The organism is Vibrio sp. GJ43-1 (assembly GCF_055808835.1).
In genome coordinates, this window is the sequence record NZ_CM147885.1 from 1533493 (window position 1) to 1552247 (window position 18755).

Below are 18755 nucleotides of genomic sequence, written 5' to 3' on the forward strand. Positions count from 1 at the left end.
TAAAATTAAGTACCACAGAATAACCATCGGACGAGGCTTTCGCCCGATCTCACCAAAATAAGGGTTAAGTATGTCTACTGAAGCAACGATGCTAGAGCGCTGTGGAAACAAATGTGAACTTTGTGCGGCGGAAACGTCACTCTCTCCGTTTGTTGTCGCGCCTCATTCGCACGTGACCGTTGATCACGCAATCATGCTTTGTGAAACATGTTCAAGCCAAATTGAAAATCCAGAGTCAATGGACGTTAACCACTGGCGCTGCCTAAATGACAGCATGTGGAGCCAAGTTGCTCCTGTTCAAGTTGTGGCATTTCGTCAACTGCATCGCCTTGCAGCTGAAGGCTGGGCGCAAGATCTTCTCGACATGATGTACATGGAAGAAGAGACAAAAACATGGGCTGAAACGGGCCTAGAAAACGATGGTCTAAAACACGTTGACTGCCACGGTGCACCATTACAAAAAGGTGACACGGTCACAATTATCAAAGATCTTCCAGTTAAGGGGTCTTCAATGGTGGTTAAAATTGGCACTATGGTACGAAACATCGGCCTTGCACAAGACGATCCAGAACTGTTCTCAGGCAAAGTTGAAGGTCAATCTATGTGGCTACGTTGTGAATATTGCCGTAAGAAGTAGTGTGTAAAAGTAGTTCGCAGATTAACACTGTCAAAAGCGCCTTAGGGCGCTTTTTCGTTTCTAACCCAACTCCCGTAATATCCATCGCATTATAAATTCAAGTAAGTACGAATTGCGAGATGATCAGATCCAGCTACGTGTGTAAGCGCCTCTCGCTGACAAATTAACAGCTCTTGATCCTCAGCCCTCACCCAGAGATGATCAATGGCAATAATAGGTTGAAATGGAACAAGCCAACGCTCAAGAAAAGAAGGCCAACTGACCACTGGTTCAGTCTGAAATTCTGGCATTAATGCAGTAAATCGAGCCGTTGTGCTCGCTAAATTGAAGTCCCCCACCACAAGTGTGGTATCCAAAGGCGAACGTTCCGCTTCACGCATCACATCTTGTAGTACCTCATTTCGTTCTACCCATAGTTGTTCCGTTCTTGGGGACGGCGGATGGGCTGTAATTAAGTACACATCTTTATCTGTAGTTGCGCGCCAAATTACTTTCAGGATTTTATGTCCAGAGCGTGATGCTATTGAGTTCATTCCATATAGTGGTTGTTGACTCAATATCATTTGACCACTCGGATACCCAACACGACGCTGTCCACCAAATTGATAAGGGTACAGTTCGGTGAGGCCTTTCAACTGCTCACCATGGCTGGGAGACACTTCTTGAAGAATAAGAATTTCGGGTCTATTTGTACGAACGTACTGAATAAAGGAATCCAGTTGAGGATTGCCATAATACACATTGTATTGCACCACCGACACCTTATTTCCCTCGCAAGTTTGCCCCCCATTAAAGACAATAGGACTAAGAGGAAGCAACCAACTCACCGCCAATAGCAGGCTCGTGCTGGCAAGGGTACGCCTCTTTCTTATAAACAACATCAATGCAATACAGAGATAAAACACTGGCAGTATTACGATAAAGGATGCGGCGTTCTCTAACATCCAACTATTCGGCAAATAGTAGGCACAAATACCAATTATGGTCGGTATCGCTACATAAACGATCCACATAATCCCTCATCCTCCATTATCGTATCAGATAATTTCAGTCTAGGTGTGGATAAGCAAGAGTGTTAACGAGGTTCGGCTAGACAGGGCAATAATAGCGAAGGATAGAGGGTTTGTTTAAATAATGAGACGCTTAAGGCACCGCAACAGTGCCTCTATTTCAAGATAGACTTTCTTCTGGTTGGTCATTTTCTTGGTAGTCCGATAGGATGATCCCTACTTCCATTGCATCCATCCACTCTAATGCATCTTCGTGCGTTGCTGTTTCCATAATATCTTCCTTTTTTGCCCGACATTAACGGCGGTCACCGTGTGGGCACTCATCATTGAGTTGTAACTAACTTATATGACGTTCCAATTAAACCCAAGCCTTAATACACAATATTTGACACATCTCATTGTTAAACGATTGCTTCGCCTACTTATTGACCAATAAAGCCAGCATGTAAATATATGCATACACATAGTGATAAATAATCTTACATTTCGCTTGTTTTGACATTTAATTGTCTACATAATCACTACTCATCCAGATAAAAGCGCTCTAAACCTAGCAGACAACTAGTCGGTATCACTTTAGAAAGCCATAACGTAAAGAAATATTTACATGAAATCAAAAGTTATTGGAAGCACACTCATTATTGCGGGAACGACTATCGGTGCAGGTATGCTAGCCTTGCCTATCGCGTCTGCTGGTATTGGATTCGGCACCTCATTAATCATTATGATGGGCCTTTGGGCACTGATGGCGTATACCGCGCTGCTAATGGTTGAGCTTCACCAGCATGCCGATCATTCCGCAACGTTGCATACGCTCGCAAAACAAATTTTAGGTAAAAAAGGGCAATACATTGCGAGCATCGCTATGCTGGTGTTATTTTACGCCTTATGTGCTGCTTACATTGCTTAGTGGCGGTGGTCAGTTTCGTGAACGTGTGGAAATGGTCTTAGGGGTTGAGCTGTCGAGCACCGTCGCGACGCTTATCTTTACTTTCCTCGTTGCGTTAACTGTTGCGCTGGGAACACACGCTGTCGACAAACTCAATCGAGTTCTGTTCACCATCAAGCTTCTCGCAATGGGTGGCGTGCTTTTTCTTCTGGCACCGAGTGTCACTCACTCATACCTGCTGAGCATGCCAGTACAGCAAGGGTTAATCCTTGCTGCAATCCCTGTTATCTTCACCTCATTTGGCTTCCACGGCAGTATCCCAGCGATAGTCAACTACCTTAAAGGTGATACTCGCTCACTGCGCAAAGCGGTCATGATTGGCTCAAGCCTTCCACTCGTCATTTATATCTTTTGGCAAGTTGTCACGCTTGGTGTCGTCAGTCAAAGCAACTTATTGGACAACACAGGTCTTAGCAACCTTATCGCATCCTTAGCCCAAACTGTACATATTGATAAGCTAGCAACCGTCATTGGTGTGTTTGCCGATCTTGCTTTGATGACGTCTTTCTTAGGGGTGAGTTTAGGGTTGTTTGAATATCTTCGTGACCTCGGTAGCCGCTACAATACATCAGTAAACACCACGAAAAACACGATAAATAGTAATAATGGTGAGGACCAGGACGTAGGGACACTTACTACCAAGCAACGTATTATCGCCGCGCTGGTTACTTTTATTCCGCCGCTTTGCTTTGCCCTTTTCTATCCACAGGGCTTTATCATGGCACTTGGCTACGCGGCTATCGCACTCGCTACCCTAGCGATCTTTTTACCAGTAGCAATGATAAAGAAAGTACGCAAAACGTCGGTAGACAACGACCAAGCTTATGTTGTTGCTGGTGGGCAAGTGGCGCTAAACCTATCTTTTGCGGCTGGGCTAATCATCGTCGTATCACAGGTATTAATTTCGATGAATGTCCTGCCTAGCTTGTAAATATCGACACTAGTCACATTAACAATGTAAAAGCTCTCAAGAAATTACATCTTCGCCGATATCAAAGATAGCATGTAGAACAGGAGGCCTTCATTCGAAGGCCTCCTGTTCATTTGTCTATTCAAACAAATTATAAGAAAGCAGCGGAGTCTCTATGAGAGAAGTTCAATTTAGAAAAATCGACTCAATATTTATTAAAATGTCGATAAGCGATAAGGTTTGGGTACTTTTTGCCCTCTTTTTACTTGCCCTATCCTTTACTGCGATAAATCGCTACCAAGATGCCATCATTCACGCGGAGCAGCTAGCGATCACGGCAGCGGAGTCACGCTTACAAGGTTACCTTGAAACAACGTCAAGTCCTGAGGAGCTTCGCGCTCTAGGTGTAACGTCGGCATCAGCCCAAGCGAGCTCCATCAATAACGGAACGGTACAGGCCGTTGCACAAGCAAATAATGGCAAACAGTACGGCTTACATCACTCTGCATCTATCAGCATCGAAACAGCCAAATCTAATGCGCTAACCTCTCTTGCTCTGACTTCTCTTTGGGTACTACCATTTGGTATTTTTGCGTATTGGCTAAGCACCTTCTTAGGTGGTGCACTGTGGACACTTTACGCCACCACCAAGAAAATTGCTGATGGCGATCTCACTTCAAGGTTGAACTTTGTTGCGGGTCGAGATGAGTTTGGCACAATTGGTGTCGCACTTGATGACGCCATGGACACGCTAACCGAACTTGTTGTCACCGTAAAGTCTTCTGCCACCAGCCTAGAACAAACTTCAACGCAATTTCATTCCGAGATCGCTCGCAGCAACAGCCAAATAAGCAGCCAGTATTCCTCGCTTGATTCTGTTGCGACCGCGATGGAAGAAATGACAGCATCTTCACAAGAAGTCTCTACTATCTCTCAGCAGTCTAACCGACAAGCGGAAGATGACGCAAAGCAAGTAGAACTAAGCTACCAAAGGGTTCAGCAAGCAATTGGTGATATCAATCAACTGTCTAATTTCATCCAAGAAGCTTCTCACTCGGTTTCTGCTCTCACAGAAAATACCACGCAGATTAATGAAGTGATTACCACAATTAATGCCATCTCCGAACAAACCAATTTATTGGCACTCAACGCCGCTATCGAAGCTGCCCGAGCTGGAGAGCAAGGTCGTGGGTTTGCGGTTGTCGCCGATGAAGTGCGTACTCTCGCGAGTCGAACTCAAGCCGCGACCGTTGAAATACAAGCCATGATTGAAAAACTACAATCTGAGAGCCACAATATCGCCTCGATTACTCAACAAACCGTTGAACAAGCTCAATCAAGCAGCGCGCTAATTTCTGATATTGGTCATGATATCAATTCAATTTCTGATTCAGCCCAAGCGGTAATGGATATGAGCACCCAAATTTCCACCTCAGCGACGGAGCAAAGCTCCGTCGCATCAAGTATTGCAAGTGAACTCAGTGACATCCGCTCACAGTCAGGGACAATTAGAGAAATTGCACAGCGAAGTGAAGCCTCTATTGCGACGCTTTCGGAAGCCACACGCTCACTCAGCGAAGTTCTTATCAGATACCGTACTTAGTCGTTTTTTTGGCGACGCTGGATCAAAAAGGAGAGCACCTGCTCTCCTTTTCTATTTTTAGTTCTGTTTCTGTTTCTGGCATTTTTTAACATGCTACTAAAAAATCACCAAAAGTAAGCTTTGGGATCTTTTTCAATTTCTCGCATAATCGCCGTAAGGTCATGGCTTTGAGATAAAAATGGATACGGAACCCATTGTGATTCGTCGTCTTCGGAAGGAATCGATAGATGCCACGTCTTATCCAGACTATCAAATTCAACTTTCGCAACTGGATTGGTATAATCAGAAAACGTTGAATCGAGCAAATAATGGGCATTAGAAAACAACACACCGTTAGGAATCGTTTCAAATAACGACTTGCCCAGCTCAACCGGGATACTTTTATTTCGGTTCATGCATACCATTTCAGCACAGCGTTCCAGCCGACATTGGGACATTTGAATTAGTGTCATACACGCTCACCCTTCTATCTCACTGTTAGTTAATATAACTGTTTTTCCGAGATTTTGTTAGAAGCCCAATCTCGATGTCGCTAAATATAATGACCGAATGCTGAGTTCTTTACCTCAATCACAAAAGTGTCATACAAACGACATATGATGTGTCGAATCGTTACTTTATATGGAGTTATTCTATGCTACGCGTCGCTATGGCCGCCCTTATTTCAATTTCAGCCACTTCCTTTTCTTATGCTGAAGAAGTGAATATTTCCGGTTCTACCTCTGTCGCCCGAGTAATGGATGTGCTGGCTGAACAATACAATACCTCTCATAAAAACACGTTTATTGCCGTTCAAGGTATTGGCTCAACAGCAGGCATCACGCTCGTTGAAAAAGGCGTCGCCGACATTGGTATGAGCAGTCGCTACTTAACCGAGCGAGAAAGCAGTGAAGCATTAGACGTCTTCCCTATTGCTTATGATGGTTTAGCCATTGTGGTTAATATCACCAACCCGGTACCTAACCTTTCTCGTGAGCAAGTTTTTGATATCTATAAAGGCAAAATCACCAATTGGAAACAAGTTGGTGGTGAAGACAAAGCGATTGCTGTCGTCACTCGCGAAGCCTCTTCAGGGACTCGTTACAGTTTTGAAAGCCTGTTGGGCTTAACTCGAATTGTGAACGATAGATTGGTCTCTGATATCAATCCAACGAATTTAGTTGTGAACAGTAACAGCATGGTAAAAACCATCGTGAATCATAATCCGCATGCTATTGGCTTTGTTTCTGAAGGATCTGTCGACCGTTCCATCAAAGCGATTCAATTTGAGGGTGTCGAAGCGTCAACTGAAAATATCGCCCAAGGAAAGTACAAATTAGCGCGTCCATTCTTGTTACTACATAAAAAAGATGACATTGATGACGATGCGGATAAGTTCATTAAATATGTACTTTCAGATAACGGGCAGGCATTAATTGCGGAATACGGCTACACCCCTATCAAAAAGTAATCTCAGTCACTTGTGTATTCACGATAAAAGGAGAGCAACGATCTCCTTTTTTATTGCTTCTAAAATAGGCAAAGTTAGTCATTTCACATCTCTACCTGACCTGCTATGTTGTAATTTGGTTTGCTATTACTCAACTCAGGAGAGTGTTTATGATTACTACAACGACTCAAAGCATTGAAGGCAAAAGAATTGTCGCCTATAAAGGCGTAATTGCAGGTGAAGCAATTTTAGGCGCAAATGTTTTTAAAGATATGTTTCTGTAAGCTTACGCGATATTGTTGGGGGTCGTTCGGGAACTTACGAAAGAGAATTACAGCGCGCTCGTGAAATCGCTTTGAAAGAACTGCAAGAGAAAGCTCATGATCTCGGTGCGAATGCGGTTGTTGGCGTGGATTTAGATTATGAAGTGCTGGGTTCTGGTAATGGTATGTTGATGGTCTCCGCAAGCGGCACCGCCGTCGTTATAGACTAGCCATAGACCAGTTATCGACTAATTACCGCCAGTTACTCATCCCCCGTCACTTTAGAAAATAGGCAGCAAAATCGTAATTTTGCTGCCTAAATAAGCGATAAACTATGAGTTATGAGCTATGAGCTATTCGAACTCTGTCAGTACTACTGCTTCGTCACGCTCACTGTCGGTTTTGCAATCTTGTCATCTTGCAGATAACGCGCATCAAACACAAAGTTATACTTACCCGCTTCTGCGACCGTAAGCTTACAATTCTCACCGTCACCCAGACTTAGAGAACCTTCACCTAGCGTCGCGGTACCACAACCGACATTCGGTGCACTCCAACTCGAATCCGCAAATTTAAATTCATGTGTCCCCGTTTCTAACGTTGCTGATAGCTGATACAAGCCATTGCCGACAAATCTCATCGCCCAGTCACTATTATCAGCCCAGCTATTCATACTCCCTTTAACGTACACAATGGTATCGCCAAATGGAGGAATCGAATCCACGTCTTTATCTGACATATCTACGGGCAGGCCTGCACCTTGAGCGCCCGATTGTGGTTGAACAAACACCGCCGTTGTTAATGCGGGTACCGAGAAGGTTCCATCACTAAACGAAGCCGATTGCACCGTCACGTCCGCCGATGTTTTCTGTACGCTATGTAGTTCAAAACCTGTGACGCCCGATATGACCGCATCTTGCTGAGTGGATGTCGAGTTAATCACAACCACAATCGCGTCATAATTGTTATCGAGATCTACCCCTGCCGTTGTTCCATCATCAATGGTCATCACAATCAAACCTTGGGTTTGGTCCTTGCCCACATTTCGGAAATCGACACGGTTCATCACCTCTTCCGCGCTGTTTAACCTAAACAATGGACTCTCGCTGCGGATGGTTAATAATTCCAAAAACTGCGCTTTCGTCAAGGCGATATCGCTTTGATCAGGCTCTGCGGTCGTGTCAGCTATGATGGTTTTAATTAACCCCCAGTTTGCCCCGTCTTTATCTTCTCTTGGTAAACCCACATTCCAGTTGTTGTCAGAGCCGTCAAAACGAACTCGGTTATACCAATCACCTGAGTCATAAGAATCTCGCTGCATAGACTTAGAACGCAGTAATTCCGAACCCATATGGATGAATGGAATCCCTTGCCCTAACATAACCGTAGACAGAGAAACACTTTGCATGCGCGCTCTGTCGGCAGACGATGTGCCTGTCGCAATCTTATACGCGTTATTGTCCCACAGTGTTTGGTTATCGTGCTTTGACACATAAGAAATGTTTTCTGATGGGAACTTAGTATAACCAGCTGGTGCGCCGTTATAGTCCACATCTTTGCCTTTTTTAGTGCTCCCTGTGTAATCAATAAGAACGTAATCAGCTAGGTTTCCAGCCATACCTAAACGCACAATATCTTGGTTATGAAGCATAGCCTTGGTAGTTTCTGGCGAGCTTGTCACTTCTTCGTTGATATACGCCGCATTACCAAATCCTTGGTTGAAACGAAGAGGATGCTTGCCCTCAGTGTTTTGTCCGCCGTCAAACGGACTCCCGCCTCGAACTGCGTCGCGCAGTCTATCTGAGAAAGTACCGATCTGAGTACCCGCCATGTTTAACTGATTCGCTTGATCAAAACGTGCATTATTGGATACTTCACCAAAATCCCAACCTTCACCATAGAACAGTGTATTAGGGTCAATTTCACGTACGTCTTTCAGCGCTTGGATCATTACCGAAGCAGGTTGATGTCCCATCAAGTCAAAACGGAAACCATCTACTTTGTAGTCATCTGCCCAAACTTTTAGCGAATCCACCATCAACTTACCCATCATTAGGTTTTCTGTTGCCGTGTTATCACAACAGGTTGACGTTTCAACACCACCAGTATTCACATTGAGTCGGTGGTAATACCCCGGGACAATTTTATCCAGAACAGACTTTTCATTCACTCCTGAAGCGTTGGTATGGTTGTACACCACATCCATGACCAGCTTTAGTCCCATGTCGTGTGAGGCTTTCACCATTTCACGGAACTCTTTGATACGAGCCGCGCCTTTCGCATCCGTGGCATAGCTTCCTTCCGGTACCGTGTAATGATAAGGGTCGTAACCCCAGTTAAAGCTGTCGAGCATACGTAGATCATTCATCAATGCTTGCGCACTGTCTGTCGCCGGATCATAGCTTTCTAACAAATCTTCTATAACCTGGGAGGAATCCCCACTCGCACACACCGAAGCCGAAGGTGAAGCCGCACACAAATCACCGACCGTGTCGGTAATATCCACGGTTTTTTCTTCATCAATTGTCGCAATATCAAAAGCAGGAAGAATATGAAGTGTGGTTAAGCCTGCATCTTTAAGCGCTTGCAAATGGGTAACCGATTCACGAGATGGCTCGGTTAATGCCATGTATTTTCCGTTCAGCGCCGCTGTGCCTAATGTGTCACTAAAACTGAAGTCCCTAATATGGGATTCATACAGAACATGATCTTCATCGTTCTTTACAGTCGGTCTTACATGTTCGGCACTACCCCAACCCTCTGGCATCAATGCAGGGTCGTCTAAGTTAACGACATGAGAATAGCGAGAGTTAACTGAAAGGCTAACAGAGTATGGGTCGGTAACTAAACGCTCTTCAATGACTTTCGTCGTAGGATGATACACTTTGACATTGTAGCGATAGAACTTACCCACCGCGCCACTAACCACATCCGAAGACCAAACATAGGTATCGCTATTTTCAGTCATCGCAACGGTTTGCTCTAACTGTTTGTCAACGTCGTAGATTTCCAACTGAACACGCTGAGCCGTTGGTGCCCAAAGCTTAAAGTTCGCATCGTTACCTGTCACGATTGCACCCAGAGTTTCATTGATAGCATTGCAGGTATTTTCATCTACAAACACGGCGTCGAGCACGCCTGGCTTTTGTACCTCTGTTGCCGCCATCACTTCATCATTACTGTTGTAAGCCACTACGACAATTTGCGATTTTAAAATGGTTCGCAGTAGCTCGTCAGTCGTATTTAATGTGACTGACTTTACACTTCCTAGGTGTCTAAATCGTTTTTTTAACGCTTCCGACAAATCGCCTTGCACCGTCATGTCAACGGCAGTGCCACCTACTATGTTCCTGTCTTCATCCATCGTGATGGCGGCTGTTTCACTGTAAAACAATTTCACTTTCTGAGCACTGGCCGCCGCTTCCCAAGCGAGTGTGTCCGCATCTAGCCAGTGCGCTTTTTGCCCATCGATAACAACGGGACGATCGGCAATAGGTTTGTAGTACAACTCACTGCTACCATGGAAGCCAAATAGACCCTTGCTTTCATCAAGATTATTAAGCAGCACTTTTGAGTTTGCACTACCAAAGGCTTTTTCATCACCTTTGTGCAAAATGAAGTTCATACAGTTGTGAGGATCAGATGCATCCGGATTAACATTCAATACATAGTACGCACCGTAAGTATCACTGACACCATCGGCTAGCTTAGGTGCCCCCCAAGCAGTCCCTCCATCGGCGATCCCCATTGCTTGTAGATCGGTACTGGTACAACCCTCACCGTTCCATAAATGTAAGCCCCAGCCGTCATAAGGTGACCCGGAAGCTGCAGCAATATCTTGTTTATAATAAACCACGACTTCGTTATCACCCGCTTGATAAAGGCCGCTAATATTGCTGCCATTATTTCCGCCCGAGTTACCACCTGCGTTATCACCGCTGTCATTACACCCTGCGATTACGGCGACAGAAAGTATTGGAACTAAACTTTTGGCAATCATCGATAATTTGAATTTTTTATTGTCCACTTGGCAAACCTATTTGTTATTGATTATTTAAATTGATGTGCAGTACAGCCTCTATGTTAAATAACAGGGGCAACAACAAAATGAGAGGAAGGTTTGTTAACTTTTTGTATCTGAGAAAATTACCGCCGTCTTGGACAACTCTCACACTCTAAAAGCCTAAATAGGTAGTTTAATGAGATCTCTGACACAGAGTTTTGGCCGTAAACCTTGGGGCGTAGTCAGTAAGGATGAGTCTCTTAGGCGTAGATTTCAGCCTTCAATGAGAGAGTTGGCTCACCTTTGGCGAGGAGCTTTATTGATGACTAAAATTAAGTTCTTTGCATCAATGACCCATTTCAATAGATGGCGCAATAACAAGAGTCATGGTTTTAAATGAACTAATTGCGTCTAAAACTATGCACTTAACGTAAAACTAAGCGCTTAATGTAAGACTATAGGTAGAAATGAACGTGCCTGTGTAGCGTCTGAAGAAGGTTATCAGGATTACGAATGTAGCGGAAGTTTAGCTTGAATAGGGAAGCATTAAGAAATGGAGGCGCCTCCCGGAGTCGAACCGAGGTCCACGGATTTGCAATCCGCTGCATAGCCACTCTGCCAAGGCGCCTTTTTATGTCGTATTTCTAAGTTCATATGTAGTGAGAGCTAACGGTTGTTAATCACACAATAATGAGATGGTGCCCCGGGCCGGACTTGAGCCAGGCACAACGCGAACGTCGAGGGATTTTAAATCCCTTGTGTCTACCAATTCCACCACCAGGGCATACATATAATGCTTGGAAACACCATCGCTCCCGCATTGAAATGCGGCTACGTTGAGCACTATATTCGAATGAGAATTATCGTCAAGCAAAAATGTTAACTTTATGGATTACCTGACGAAAACTCCAGCAAGCTGGATGAATCCTCTTCATATTCAAAAAGAAAGAGATAAATCAATGCCTTTAAAGTCAGATATTAATCCAACCGCAATACCAACAAACAACCCTCTTTATAATTCTAATTCAGGGCAATCACCAGCACCGACTTTCACTCCCTAAGATCGCTTACCGTGCAACCAATGTAGATTAAGGTTTTCAAAATCCTAATCTATTACTCTGTGGAGGCCATCAACTAAGATAATGACAAAATTGAGGATAGTGACAATCGCGTTCAACGTGTACCTCTGCGCTAGTTCGCGAAATAGAACGCTATCATGTTGATTTTTAGAAAGCTTTTAACTTGTTTTGGAGTCAAGATCACCTTTGGCTAATTTATTTTTGGCCCTGTAGATACTAAGCTTTTGAAACAGCGAACTTTAATTAACATAACTGTAAATAAGCATTATCAACCTCACTCAATCATAAAGGACTGTGCAAATGAGCAAAGTGAACAAGGAAGTAGAATCACTTAATCGACGTAATTTCATGAAAGGTAGTGCGGGCGTAGCCATTGCTGGAGTTAGTAGTACCCTGTTTAGTTCAGTGTCAAACGCCGACGAGCTCGACTCCCAGTGGAACTCTCATCGCCACTCAACAGGCAAAGCATTTTGGACCAATATTAAATCCCAATTTATTCTCGACAATTCAACAACGTACATGAACATCGGCACTACAGGGTCTATGCCTAAACAAGTGTTAAAACACTATAACAAAAACAACAAAACCGTTGCAAAATACCCTTGGGATATGGACGGAAAATTTGGTTCATGGCCCTATGTCTCAGACATGGTGTCGGATATTGCTGCAGGGTTTGGTGCAGACCCAAGTGAGATCATCTTAAGCCGAAACACGACCGATGGAATGTGCTCGATAATCAACGGTCTTAACCTGCAATCTGGTGATGTGATTCTTACTACACATCACGAACACATCGCTGCAATGTCACCACTGAATATGGTAAAACAAAGGTATGGCGTTGAAATCATCGAGATTCAGTTGCCAATTTATACGGGCAACGAGCCTGTCACAGAACAAGATTATGTAGAAGCGTTCCGCGAAGCGATTGAACAATACTCTAATATTAAGCTTATTACTTTCTCGCACATCACCTATAAAACGGGCACGCGCCTACCAGCGAAAGAAATTTGTCAGTTGGCGACACAAAGTCAGATACCTACCCTTGTTGATGGCGCGCATACAATAGGCATGCTCGACCTCGATTTCCATGATCTTGATTGTGATTTCTACGCAGGTTCTGGGCATAAATGGCAATGTGGCCCCGGGGCCACTGGTATTCTTTACGTCCGTGACAACATGAACCGAATCAAAGAATGGGCTAATGGAGAAAAGCCTTACTGGGCAATAAACTCGTCATTGGGCCATTTAGATTATTTGGGTATTCACTATCAACTCCAATATGTTGGCAATGATAATTACCCAGCAAAACAAGCTTTGGCTGACAGTTGTAAAATGTGGGACGATATCGGCCGCGCTCGTATTGAAAAAAGAGTGCTGGGACTTGGCTCACTGTGCAAAGAGCTTTTACAAAAGACTCTGCCAAATGTCTATATTTTTTCTCCCAACGTAATCAAGCCTGACCAGCGGCCTCACTACATTTAACCCGTTTGAACTTAGTGTGCCCGAAAGCGTACTGACAGAGTTCAGGGATCGTTTACGAGAACAATATGGGTACATAATCCGTACAACAAGTTTTAAATTGGAAATCGGGGGCCCGATACTTATTCATTAAGGATCTCTACCCACCTATTCCATGATGAAAACGATGTAATTGGTCTGATCAATGCTATTCAAGAGCTGTATTACGACATGGCCTAGCTACGATATGGCCTAGTTACCATACGCCCAATATTATATTGGGCGATTATCACCTGAGCTTTAAGAGGTTTACTATGAAAGTTACTCTATCGTATAGTCAAATATCGGCGGCTTTTGCCACGGTTGCTCTGACCTTTTTTAGTTCAGCACTCTTAGCTGATGATTTGGAAGAAATACAAAAACGTGGTGTTTTACGACACCTTGGGGTCTCATACGCCAACTTTGTTTCCTACATTGACCAAAATGACTTTCAATATTTAACCGGATTAGATGTCGAAATTGTACAAGGGTTCGCGGAGTCAATCGGAGTGGAGTATCAATATGTACCAGCACAATGGAATAATGTGTTCGGCAAACTAATAGGGCAAGATGCTCAATTTACCAACAATGCACTAACGCTAGGAAAACAAGTTCCAATTGAAGGCGACTTAATTGCCAACGGCGTGACAATCTTAGAATGGCGAACACAGATTGCTGACTTTTCCACAGATTACTTTCCATCAGCAGTATGGTTGATAGCAAAAACAGAATCCGACTTGAAACCCATTCAACCATCAGGTTCGAGCGCCAAAGACATCGTACAAGTTAAACAACTGATGCGGGGTAAAGATGTACTTGCAATGGAACATTCTTGTCTCGACCCCAATTTGTATCAACTTTATGATACAGGTGCCAATATCATTCTTCCGGAACAACAAAGAAAGCTCAGTGAAATGGTCCCTGCTGTACTAAACAGTAACGCAGAAAGTACATTACTCGATGTACCAGATACGCTAATTGCACTAGAAAAATGGCCTGGTGAAATTAAGGTTATTGGACCAGTGTCAGAAGAACAACGGATGGCTGCCGTTTTTCGCAAAGACTCTCCGAATCTCAGAATTGAATTTAATAAATACTTATCTAAAATTAAAAAAGATGGAAGCTACAATAAACTTGTCGAAAAATACTATCCATCCGTGTTCTATTTTTATGAAGGTTATTTTACAGAAGGTAGTAAATCAAAACTATGACTATAAATGTAAAAGCCAATCGATTGATATTATTAGCCTCTCTATTGCTGGCAGCTTACTTAATGTTAATTCTTGGCGTTACTAACTTAGGTCAGACTCGTTTAGAACAATCTCAACACCGCGAACTTGAGTTAAAAGTGGGAAATTACGCCAGTACTTTAGAGTATTTCTTTTACGTCACCAATGAAGATATGGATACGCTGGTCGAAGACAGAGTAATGCATGCCTTCTTCGCAAACTTAGCATCAGGGATGTCCATGCAGTATGGCTTAGGGTCGAGTATCCTAAGGCTAAAGAACAAACTTGTTGCAACGCAAAAAAACAAAACCATCAATCAAAAGAACATATATGACCGTTTTGCTCTTGTTGGGCTTGATGGTTCTATCATTGCCGATACCTACCCAAAATCAAAACTGCTATTTAATATCTCTCGCCTTAAGAACAACAAGTCAAGTGATGTGATAATTCGAACAGTCAATCGACTGGGTAACAATGAAGTTCAGCTTGTTAAAATGGTGACTCAATCTGGGCTTCCAACAGCCTACTTAGTCGCAATTCTCAACAAAGACGTTATTTTTGAACAGTTGACGGCTCAAGAAAGTAAGGACAGTCAAAGTAGGATTGAACTGGTTTCCGAAAATGGCCACTCTTTTGTATGGGACTCATTATCAGGAAAAAATCCAACATCTGAGCCTAATAGCAATGCGACGATTAACTTTTCTATTCCTATCAAAAATACGCCTTTCGTTTTAAATAGTTGGTTTGAATCTGTCAACGGAAAAAGCATATTAACCTCTAGCTGGTTTATTATTAGCCTATCCTTCCTAGCGCTACCTGTTATGTTTGGTTTATTTTATATTTTTATAATTAATAACGCTAATATCATTTTAAGAACAAAAGTGACTGAATCAAAAAAACAGCACGCTATATTATCGGTAAAAAATCATCAACTCTTAGACGAGATAGAAAAACGGAAAATATCAGAAGAAAAGCTCTCCTATCAAGCCACTCACGATGCCCTAATAGGTTTGCCCAACCGCAGTTATGGTAACCAACAACTAGAAAGTGAGATAGAAAAGGCTGGCGTAAACAACTCAAGCTTACTGGTAATGTTTATCGATCTCGACAACTTCAAACAGATAAATGATACCTTGGGTCACTTAGTAGGTGATGAAGTGCTCAAGCAAAGCACTTCCCGCTTAATGGATTCTGTTGGCAGCTCAGAGCTATTGTCTCGTTTAGGTGGTGACGAATTTTTACTCATTGTCCCTAACCTCAATAACCAAGTATTGGCCAAAGACTATGCAACCCAAGTATTGGCCCTTTTCAATCAGCCATTCAACTGGAATAACCAAGATTTTTTCGTTTCCATCAGTATTGGAATGTCTGTTTACCCGCAAGATGGTCAAAATACAGAACAACTCCTCGCTAATGCTGATATGGCCATGTATAGCGTTAAACAAGATGGTAGAAATGCTTTTAGCTTTTATAGTTCAGATATGAGCAGTAATGTGCAACGGAGTTTAAGCTTAGACGGACGACTGCGCTATGCGATAGCCAACAACGAACTGGAAATTTATTATCAACCGATCCTAAATTTACGCACTAATGAAATCATTGGCGCAGAAGCGCTTATGCGTTGGAATGACAAGAAATTTGGTATGGTGCCGCCCGACGAATTTATACCTTTATCAGAGAAAAATGGCCTAATCCATCAAATTGGTGAGTTCGCTATCATGACGGCTTGTCAACAAGCAGCGCTTTGGCAAGCCATCGCTCCAATACACATGTCTATTAACTTTTCCAGTGTCCAATTTCGATTTTGCGATAAGTTGTTTACGCAAGTTCGCTATGGATTGATGAAATCGGGGTTGCCCGCAGATCGACTCGATATAGAAATCACCGAAAGCCTACTTTTCAACCACAACGAAGAAGTCATCAGCCTGCTGAATAAATTACAATCCATGGGCGTGAAATTAACCATCGATGACTTTGGCACCGGTTATTCAGCGTTAAGCTATCTTCAAAAATTTCCGTTTGATCAACTAAAAATTGATCGTTCATTTTTGAAAAATATCCGTAAAAATAAATCTGACCGCGAGCTTGTCAACGCGGTGATCGCCATGGCAAAAGCGCTAAACTTAAAAGTAATCGCAGAAGGTATTGAAAATCAATGGCATGTTGATTATCTCAATTCCATTGATTGTGAGTATGGTCAAGGGTTTCATTATAGTAAGCCAGTACCTGCTAAAGAGTTTGAGCGCCTACTTAGAGACAATGCCAACAAAGCATATAGAGAACCTCTCAAGCTTAACATCGTGGAATAGAGGGGAATCATTGGCCACCAGCCAAACTTTAGGCCAGTCAGACTGAACTCGAACCACACGAGCATCAAGGTGAGTTACTGCTATCACCTTTAGTTGATTACCTAATTACTATGCCACTACAAATAATTCCCTCCGACTCGCATTTTTTACTCAGTATCGTACTTAGCAAGCTGAGCTTGCGTAATAATATGGAAAACTTATCGATATACTCGTCTCAGCCCCCTTAAAAAATCTCCCTCGAACAGTACAAAAGTTCAAGTTTGCTAGGCAAATAATCATATTGAGTAAGCGACGTTTAGAATGAACTAGCGTTATTTTAGGGTGCGGTTACAGGTGAGTAAATGATTCGAGATTGTATCTTAGTCGTTTGAATACTAGGTCACGCTAGGCAAACTTATTATGCTGCTGGGAATGATGGATTCATGCACACAAAACTTAAAGGGACATTAAGATGATAGCCATGTGGCGAACCGCAGATAGTAATTTTTGGCGTAAAGTATGCAGTATCGCTATTCCTGTTGCTACTCAGTCCATCCTATACTCCTTACTATCCTTAGTGGATGCACTTATGGTGGCTCCTTTAGGTGATAGTGCCGTCGCTTCTGTAGGGCTAGGCGGTCGAATTGTGTTTTTCAACTTACTTGCCATTTATGGGTCGTGTGCAGGCGTGACTGTATTAGCAGCACAATACTTTGGCGCCAATGATATTTTAGGTGTGAAACGTTCTTTAGGACAATCGATAATTATGTCCGCTATCGTTTCATTACCTTTTGCTTTGCTATATACAGTCGCACCTAGCTGGGTCATTGGTCTAGCGAGTAACGATGTTGAATTTAATCAAATGGCGACGGACTATTTGCTATTTACTGGTTGGACTATCTTGCTCACGACAATTGTTGTTCCTTTAGAGTCCATGTTTAGGGCGGTTGGCGAAGCTACTGTGCCCACGTACATCAGCATATTTGCCAGTCTATTAAATGTTGGGTTGAATGCACTATTAATCTTCGGACTATACGGGTTTCCTGAAATGGGGGTTGTTGGGGCTGCAATAGGTACTGCAATATCACGAGTAGTGCAAATGCTGATCTTAGGTTGGTACTTATATAGTCGTAAGCGCCAATATTGTCCGAATAAACACGATGTAAAGAGCGGTCTTACTCTAAAAGCTCGCCAACTCTATCTCAAAATTGCGTTTCCGGCATTGCTACAAAACGGCGGCTGGGCGGCGGGTATTTTAACTTATAGTATACTCATGGGGCACATTAGCGTGGGCGCGCTGGCTGTAGTGAGTATGCTAAGCCCCGTGGAAGCCGTGATACTCTCCCTCTTCTACGGAATAAGTGTCGCAGCATCGACTCTCATTGGCCAGGAGCTGGGAGCGGAACGGTATCAACGCGCATGGTATGTCGCTTGGCGACTGATTATCGTTGCGGTTATCTTAGCTTTCTTTATTGGCCCGCTGACTTACCTGTTAAGGGATGATATTCAGCAAGTCTTGAATTACATGAATACGCCACAACTGGATGTCGCGATTCAGATATTACTAATTATGGCCTTCGCTGTTCCATTGCGGGCTCTTAACATGCTTGGACTGTCGGGGGCATTGCGTAGTGGCGGGGACATGAAGTACGCACTCTTTATCGAGTTATTTGGCCTTTGGGGTATCGGTATTCCAGTTGCAGTATTCACGATTTTTGTTCTTGGTTGGCCGCTAATTTGGGTAATGGTCGCGATCCTACTAGAAGAGGTCGTCAAAGGATGCTTAGTTGTACACCGAATCTTTGCTAAACGTTGGCTAACCAACTTAGTTAATGAACCAGCTTAGTTAATGAACTAA

At 43.2% G+C, this 18755-nt stretch carries 10 protein-coding genes, 2 tRNA genes and 3 pseudogenes; 10 read left to right on the top strand and 5 right to left on the bottom strand.

Annotated features, from left to right (window positions below; all coding sequences use genetic code 11):
- The first annotated feature begins 70 nt into the window (after positions 1 to 70).
- Positions 71 to 637: a PhnA domain-containing protein gene (locus AC0L66_RS24300; protein WP_473569785.1), complete on the top strand. Its 567-nt coding sequence runs from the start codon at positions 71 to 73 to the stop codon at positions 635 to 637.
- Positions 638 to 726: 89 nt separating this feature from the next.
- Here AC0L66_RS24300 and AC0L66_RS24305 read toward each other — a convergent pair whose 3' ends face one another.
- Positions 727 to 1650: an endonuclease/exonuclease/phosphatase family protein gene (locus AC0L66_RS24305; RefSeq protein WP_473569787.1), complete on the bottom strand. Its 924-nt coding sequence runs from the start codon at positions 1648 to 1650 to the stop codon at positions 727 to 729.
- Between the two features lie 604 nt (positions 1651 to 2254).
- Here AC0L66_RS24305 and AC0L66_RS24310 point away from each other — a divergent pair.
- Positions 2255 to 3527 (top strand): annotated as a pseudogene (locus AC0L66_RS24310) (aromatic amino acid transport family protein).
- A gap of 154 nt (positions 3528 to 3681) precedes the next feature.
- Positions 3682 to 5109: a methyl-accepting chemotaxis protein gene (locus tag AC0L66_RS24315; protein WP_473569789.1), complete on the top strand. Its 1428-nt coding sequence runs from the start codon at positions 3682 to 3684 to the stop codon at positions 5107 to 5109.
- A gap of 104 nt (positions 5110 to 5213) precedes the next feature.
- Here the strand turns inward: AC0L66_RS24315 and AC0L66_RS24320 are convergent, their stop codons facing one another.
- A complete protein-coding gene (locus AC0L66_RS24320) occupies positions 5214 to 5561 on the bottom strand; it encodes a DUF3024 domain-containing protein (protein WP_473569790.1) in 348 nt (115 codons plus the stop codon).
- Between the two features lie 182 nt (positions 5562 to 5743).
- Here AC0L66_RS24320 and AC0L66_RS24325 point away from each other — a divergent pair, with 182 nt between their 5' ends.
- Positions 5744 to 6559: a phosphate ABC transporter substrate-binding protein gene (locus AC0L66_RS24325; protein WP_265673983.1), complete on the top strand. Its 816-nt coding sequence runs from the start codon at positions 5744 to 5746 to the stop codon at positions 6557 to 6559.
- A 149-nt stretch (positions 6560 to 6708) separates the two neighbouring features.
- Positions 6709 to 7031, top strand: a pseudogene (locus AC0L66_RS24330) (heavy metal-binding domain-containing protein).
- Between the two features lie 143 nt (positions 7032 to 7174).
- Here AC0L66_RS24330 and pulA read toward each other — a convergent pair.
- From pulA to AC0L66_RS24345, 3 genes are all read right to left on the bottom strand, one after another.
- Complete coding sequence (gene pulA, locus AC0L66_RS24335; RefSeq protein ID WP_473569792.1) at positions 7175 to 10828, bottom strand: pullulanase-type alpha-1,6-glucosidase; 3654 nt, start codon at positions 10826 to 10828, stop codon at positions 7175 to 7177.
- Positions 10829 to 11358: 530 nt separating this feature from the next.
- Positions 11359 to 11432, bottom strand: a tRNA-Cys gene (locus AC0L66_RS24340).
- Positions 11433 to 11500: 68 nt separating this feature from the next.
- Positions 11501 to 11588 (bottom strand) — tRNA-Leu (locus AC0L66_RS24345).
- 103 nt (positions 11589 to 11691) lie between these two features.
- Here AC0L66_RS24345 and AC0L66_RS24350 point away from each other — a divergent pair.
- From AC0L66_RS24350 to AC0L66_RS24370, 5 genes and pseudogenes are all read left to right on the top strand, one after another.
- Positions 11692 to 11865 carry a hypothetical protein gene (locus AC0L66_RS24350; protein WP_265673986.1) on the top strand — a complete coding sequence of 58 codons (174 nt, stop codon included), beginning with the start codon at positions 11692 to 11694 and terminating at the stop codon, positions 11863 to 11865.
- Between the two features lie 318 nt (positions 11866 to 12183).
- Positions 12184 to 13581: pseudogene (locus AC0L66_RS24355) on the top strand (aminotransferase class V-fold PLP-dependent enzyme).
- A 74-nt stretch (positions 13582 to 13655) separates the two neighbouring features.
- Complete coding sequence (locus AC0L66_RS24360; protein WP_265673988.1) at positions 13656 to 14591, top strand: transporter substrate-binding domain-containing protein; 936 nt, start codon at positions 13656 to 13658, stop codon at positions 14589 to 14591.
- On the top strand, positions 14579 to 16918 hold the full coding sequence (locus AC0L66_RS24365) for a putative bifunctional diguanylate cyclase/phosphodiesterase (protein WP_473570887.1): 2340 nt from the start codon (positions 14579 to 14581) through the stop codon (positions 16916 to 16918). The genes AC0L66_RS24360 and AC0L66_RS24365 overlap by 13 nt, the downstream gene beginning before the upstream one ends.
- 451 nt (positions 16919 to 17369) lie before the next feature.
- On the top strand, positions 17370 to 18743 hold the full coding sequence (locus tag AC0L66_RS24370; RefSeq protein ID WP_473569794.1) for an MATE family efflux transporter: 1374 nt from the start codon (positions 17370 to 17372) through the stop codon (positions 18741 to 18743).
- The last annotated feature ends 12 nt before the right edge of the window (positions 18744 to 18755 follow it).

Excerpts from the sequence above, each read along its gene's own strand:
- AC0L66_RS24300 (WP_473569785.1), top strand. The coding sequence starts at position 71 with ATGTCTACTGAAGCAACGATGCTAGAGCGCTGTGGAAACAAATGTGAA.
- AC0L66_RS24305 (WP_473569787.1), bottom strand. The coding sequence starts at position 1,650 with ATGTGGATCGTTTATGTAGCGATACCGACCATAATTGGTATTTGTGCC.
- AC0L66_RS24315 (WP_473569789.1), top strand. The coding sequence starts at position 3,682 with ATGAGAGAAGTTCAATTTAGAAAAATCGACTCAATATTTATTAAAATG.
- AC0L66_RS24320 (WP_473569790.1), bottom strand. The coding sequence starts at position 5,561 with ATGACACTAATTCAAATGTCCCAATGTCGGCTGGAACGCTGTGCTGAA.
- AC0L66_RS24325 (WP_265673983.1), top strand. The coding sequence starts at position 5,744 with ATGCTACGCGTCGCTATGGCCGCCCTTATTTCAATTTCAGCCACTTCC.
- AC0L66_RS24350 (WP_265673986.1), top strand. The coding sequence starts at position 11,692 with ATGGATTACCTGACGAAAACTCCAGCAAGCTGGATGAATCCTCTTCAT.
- AC0L66_RS24360 (WP_265673988.1), top strand. The coding sequence starts at position 13,656 with ATGAAAGTTACTCTATCGTATAGTCAAATATCGGCGGCTTTTGCCACG.
- AC0L66_RS24370 (WP_473569794.1), top strand. The coding sequence starts at position 17,370 with ATGATAGCCATGTGGCGAACCGCAGATAGTAATTTTTGGCGTAAAGTA.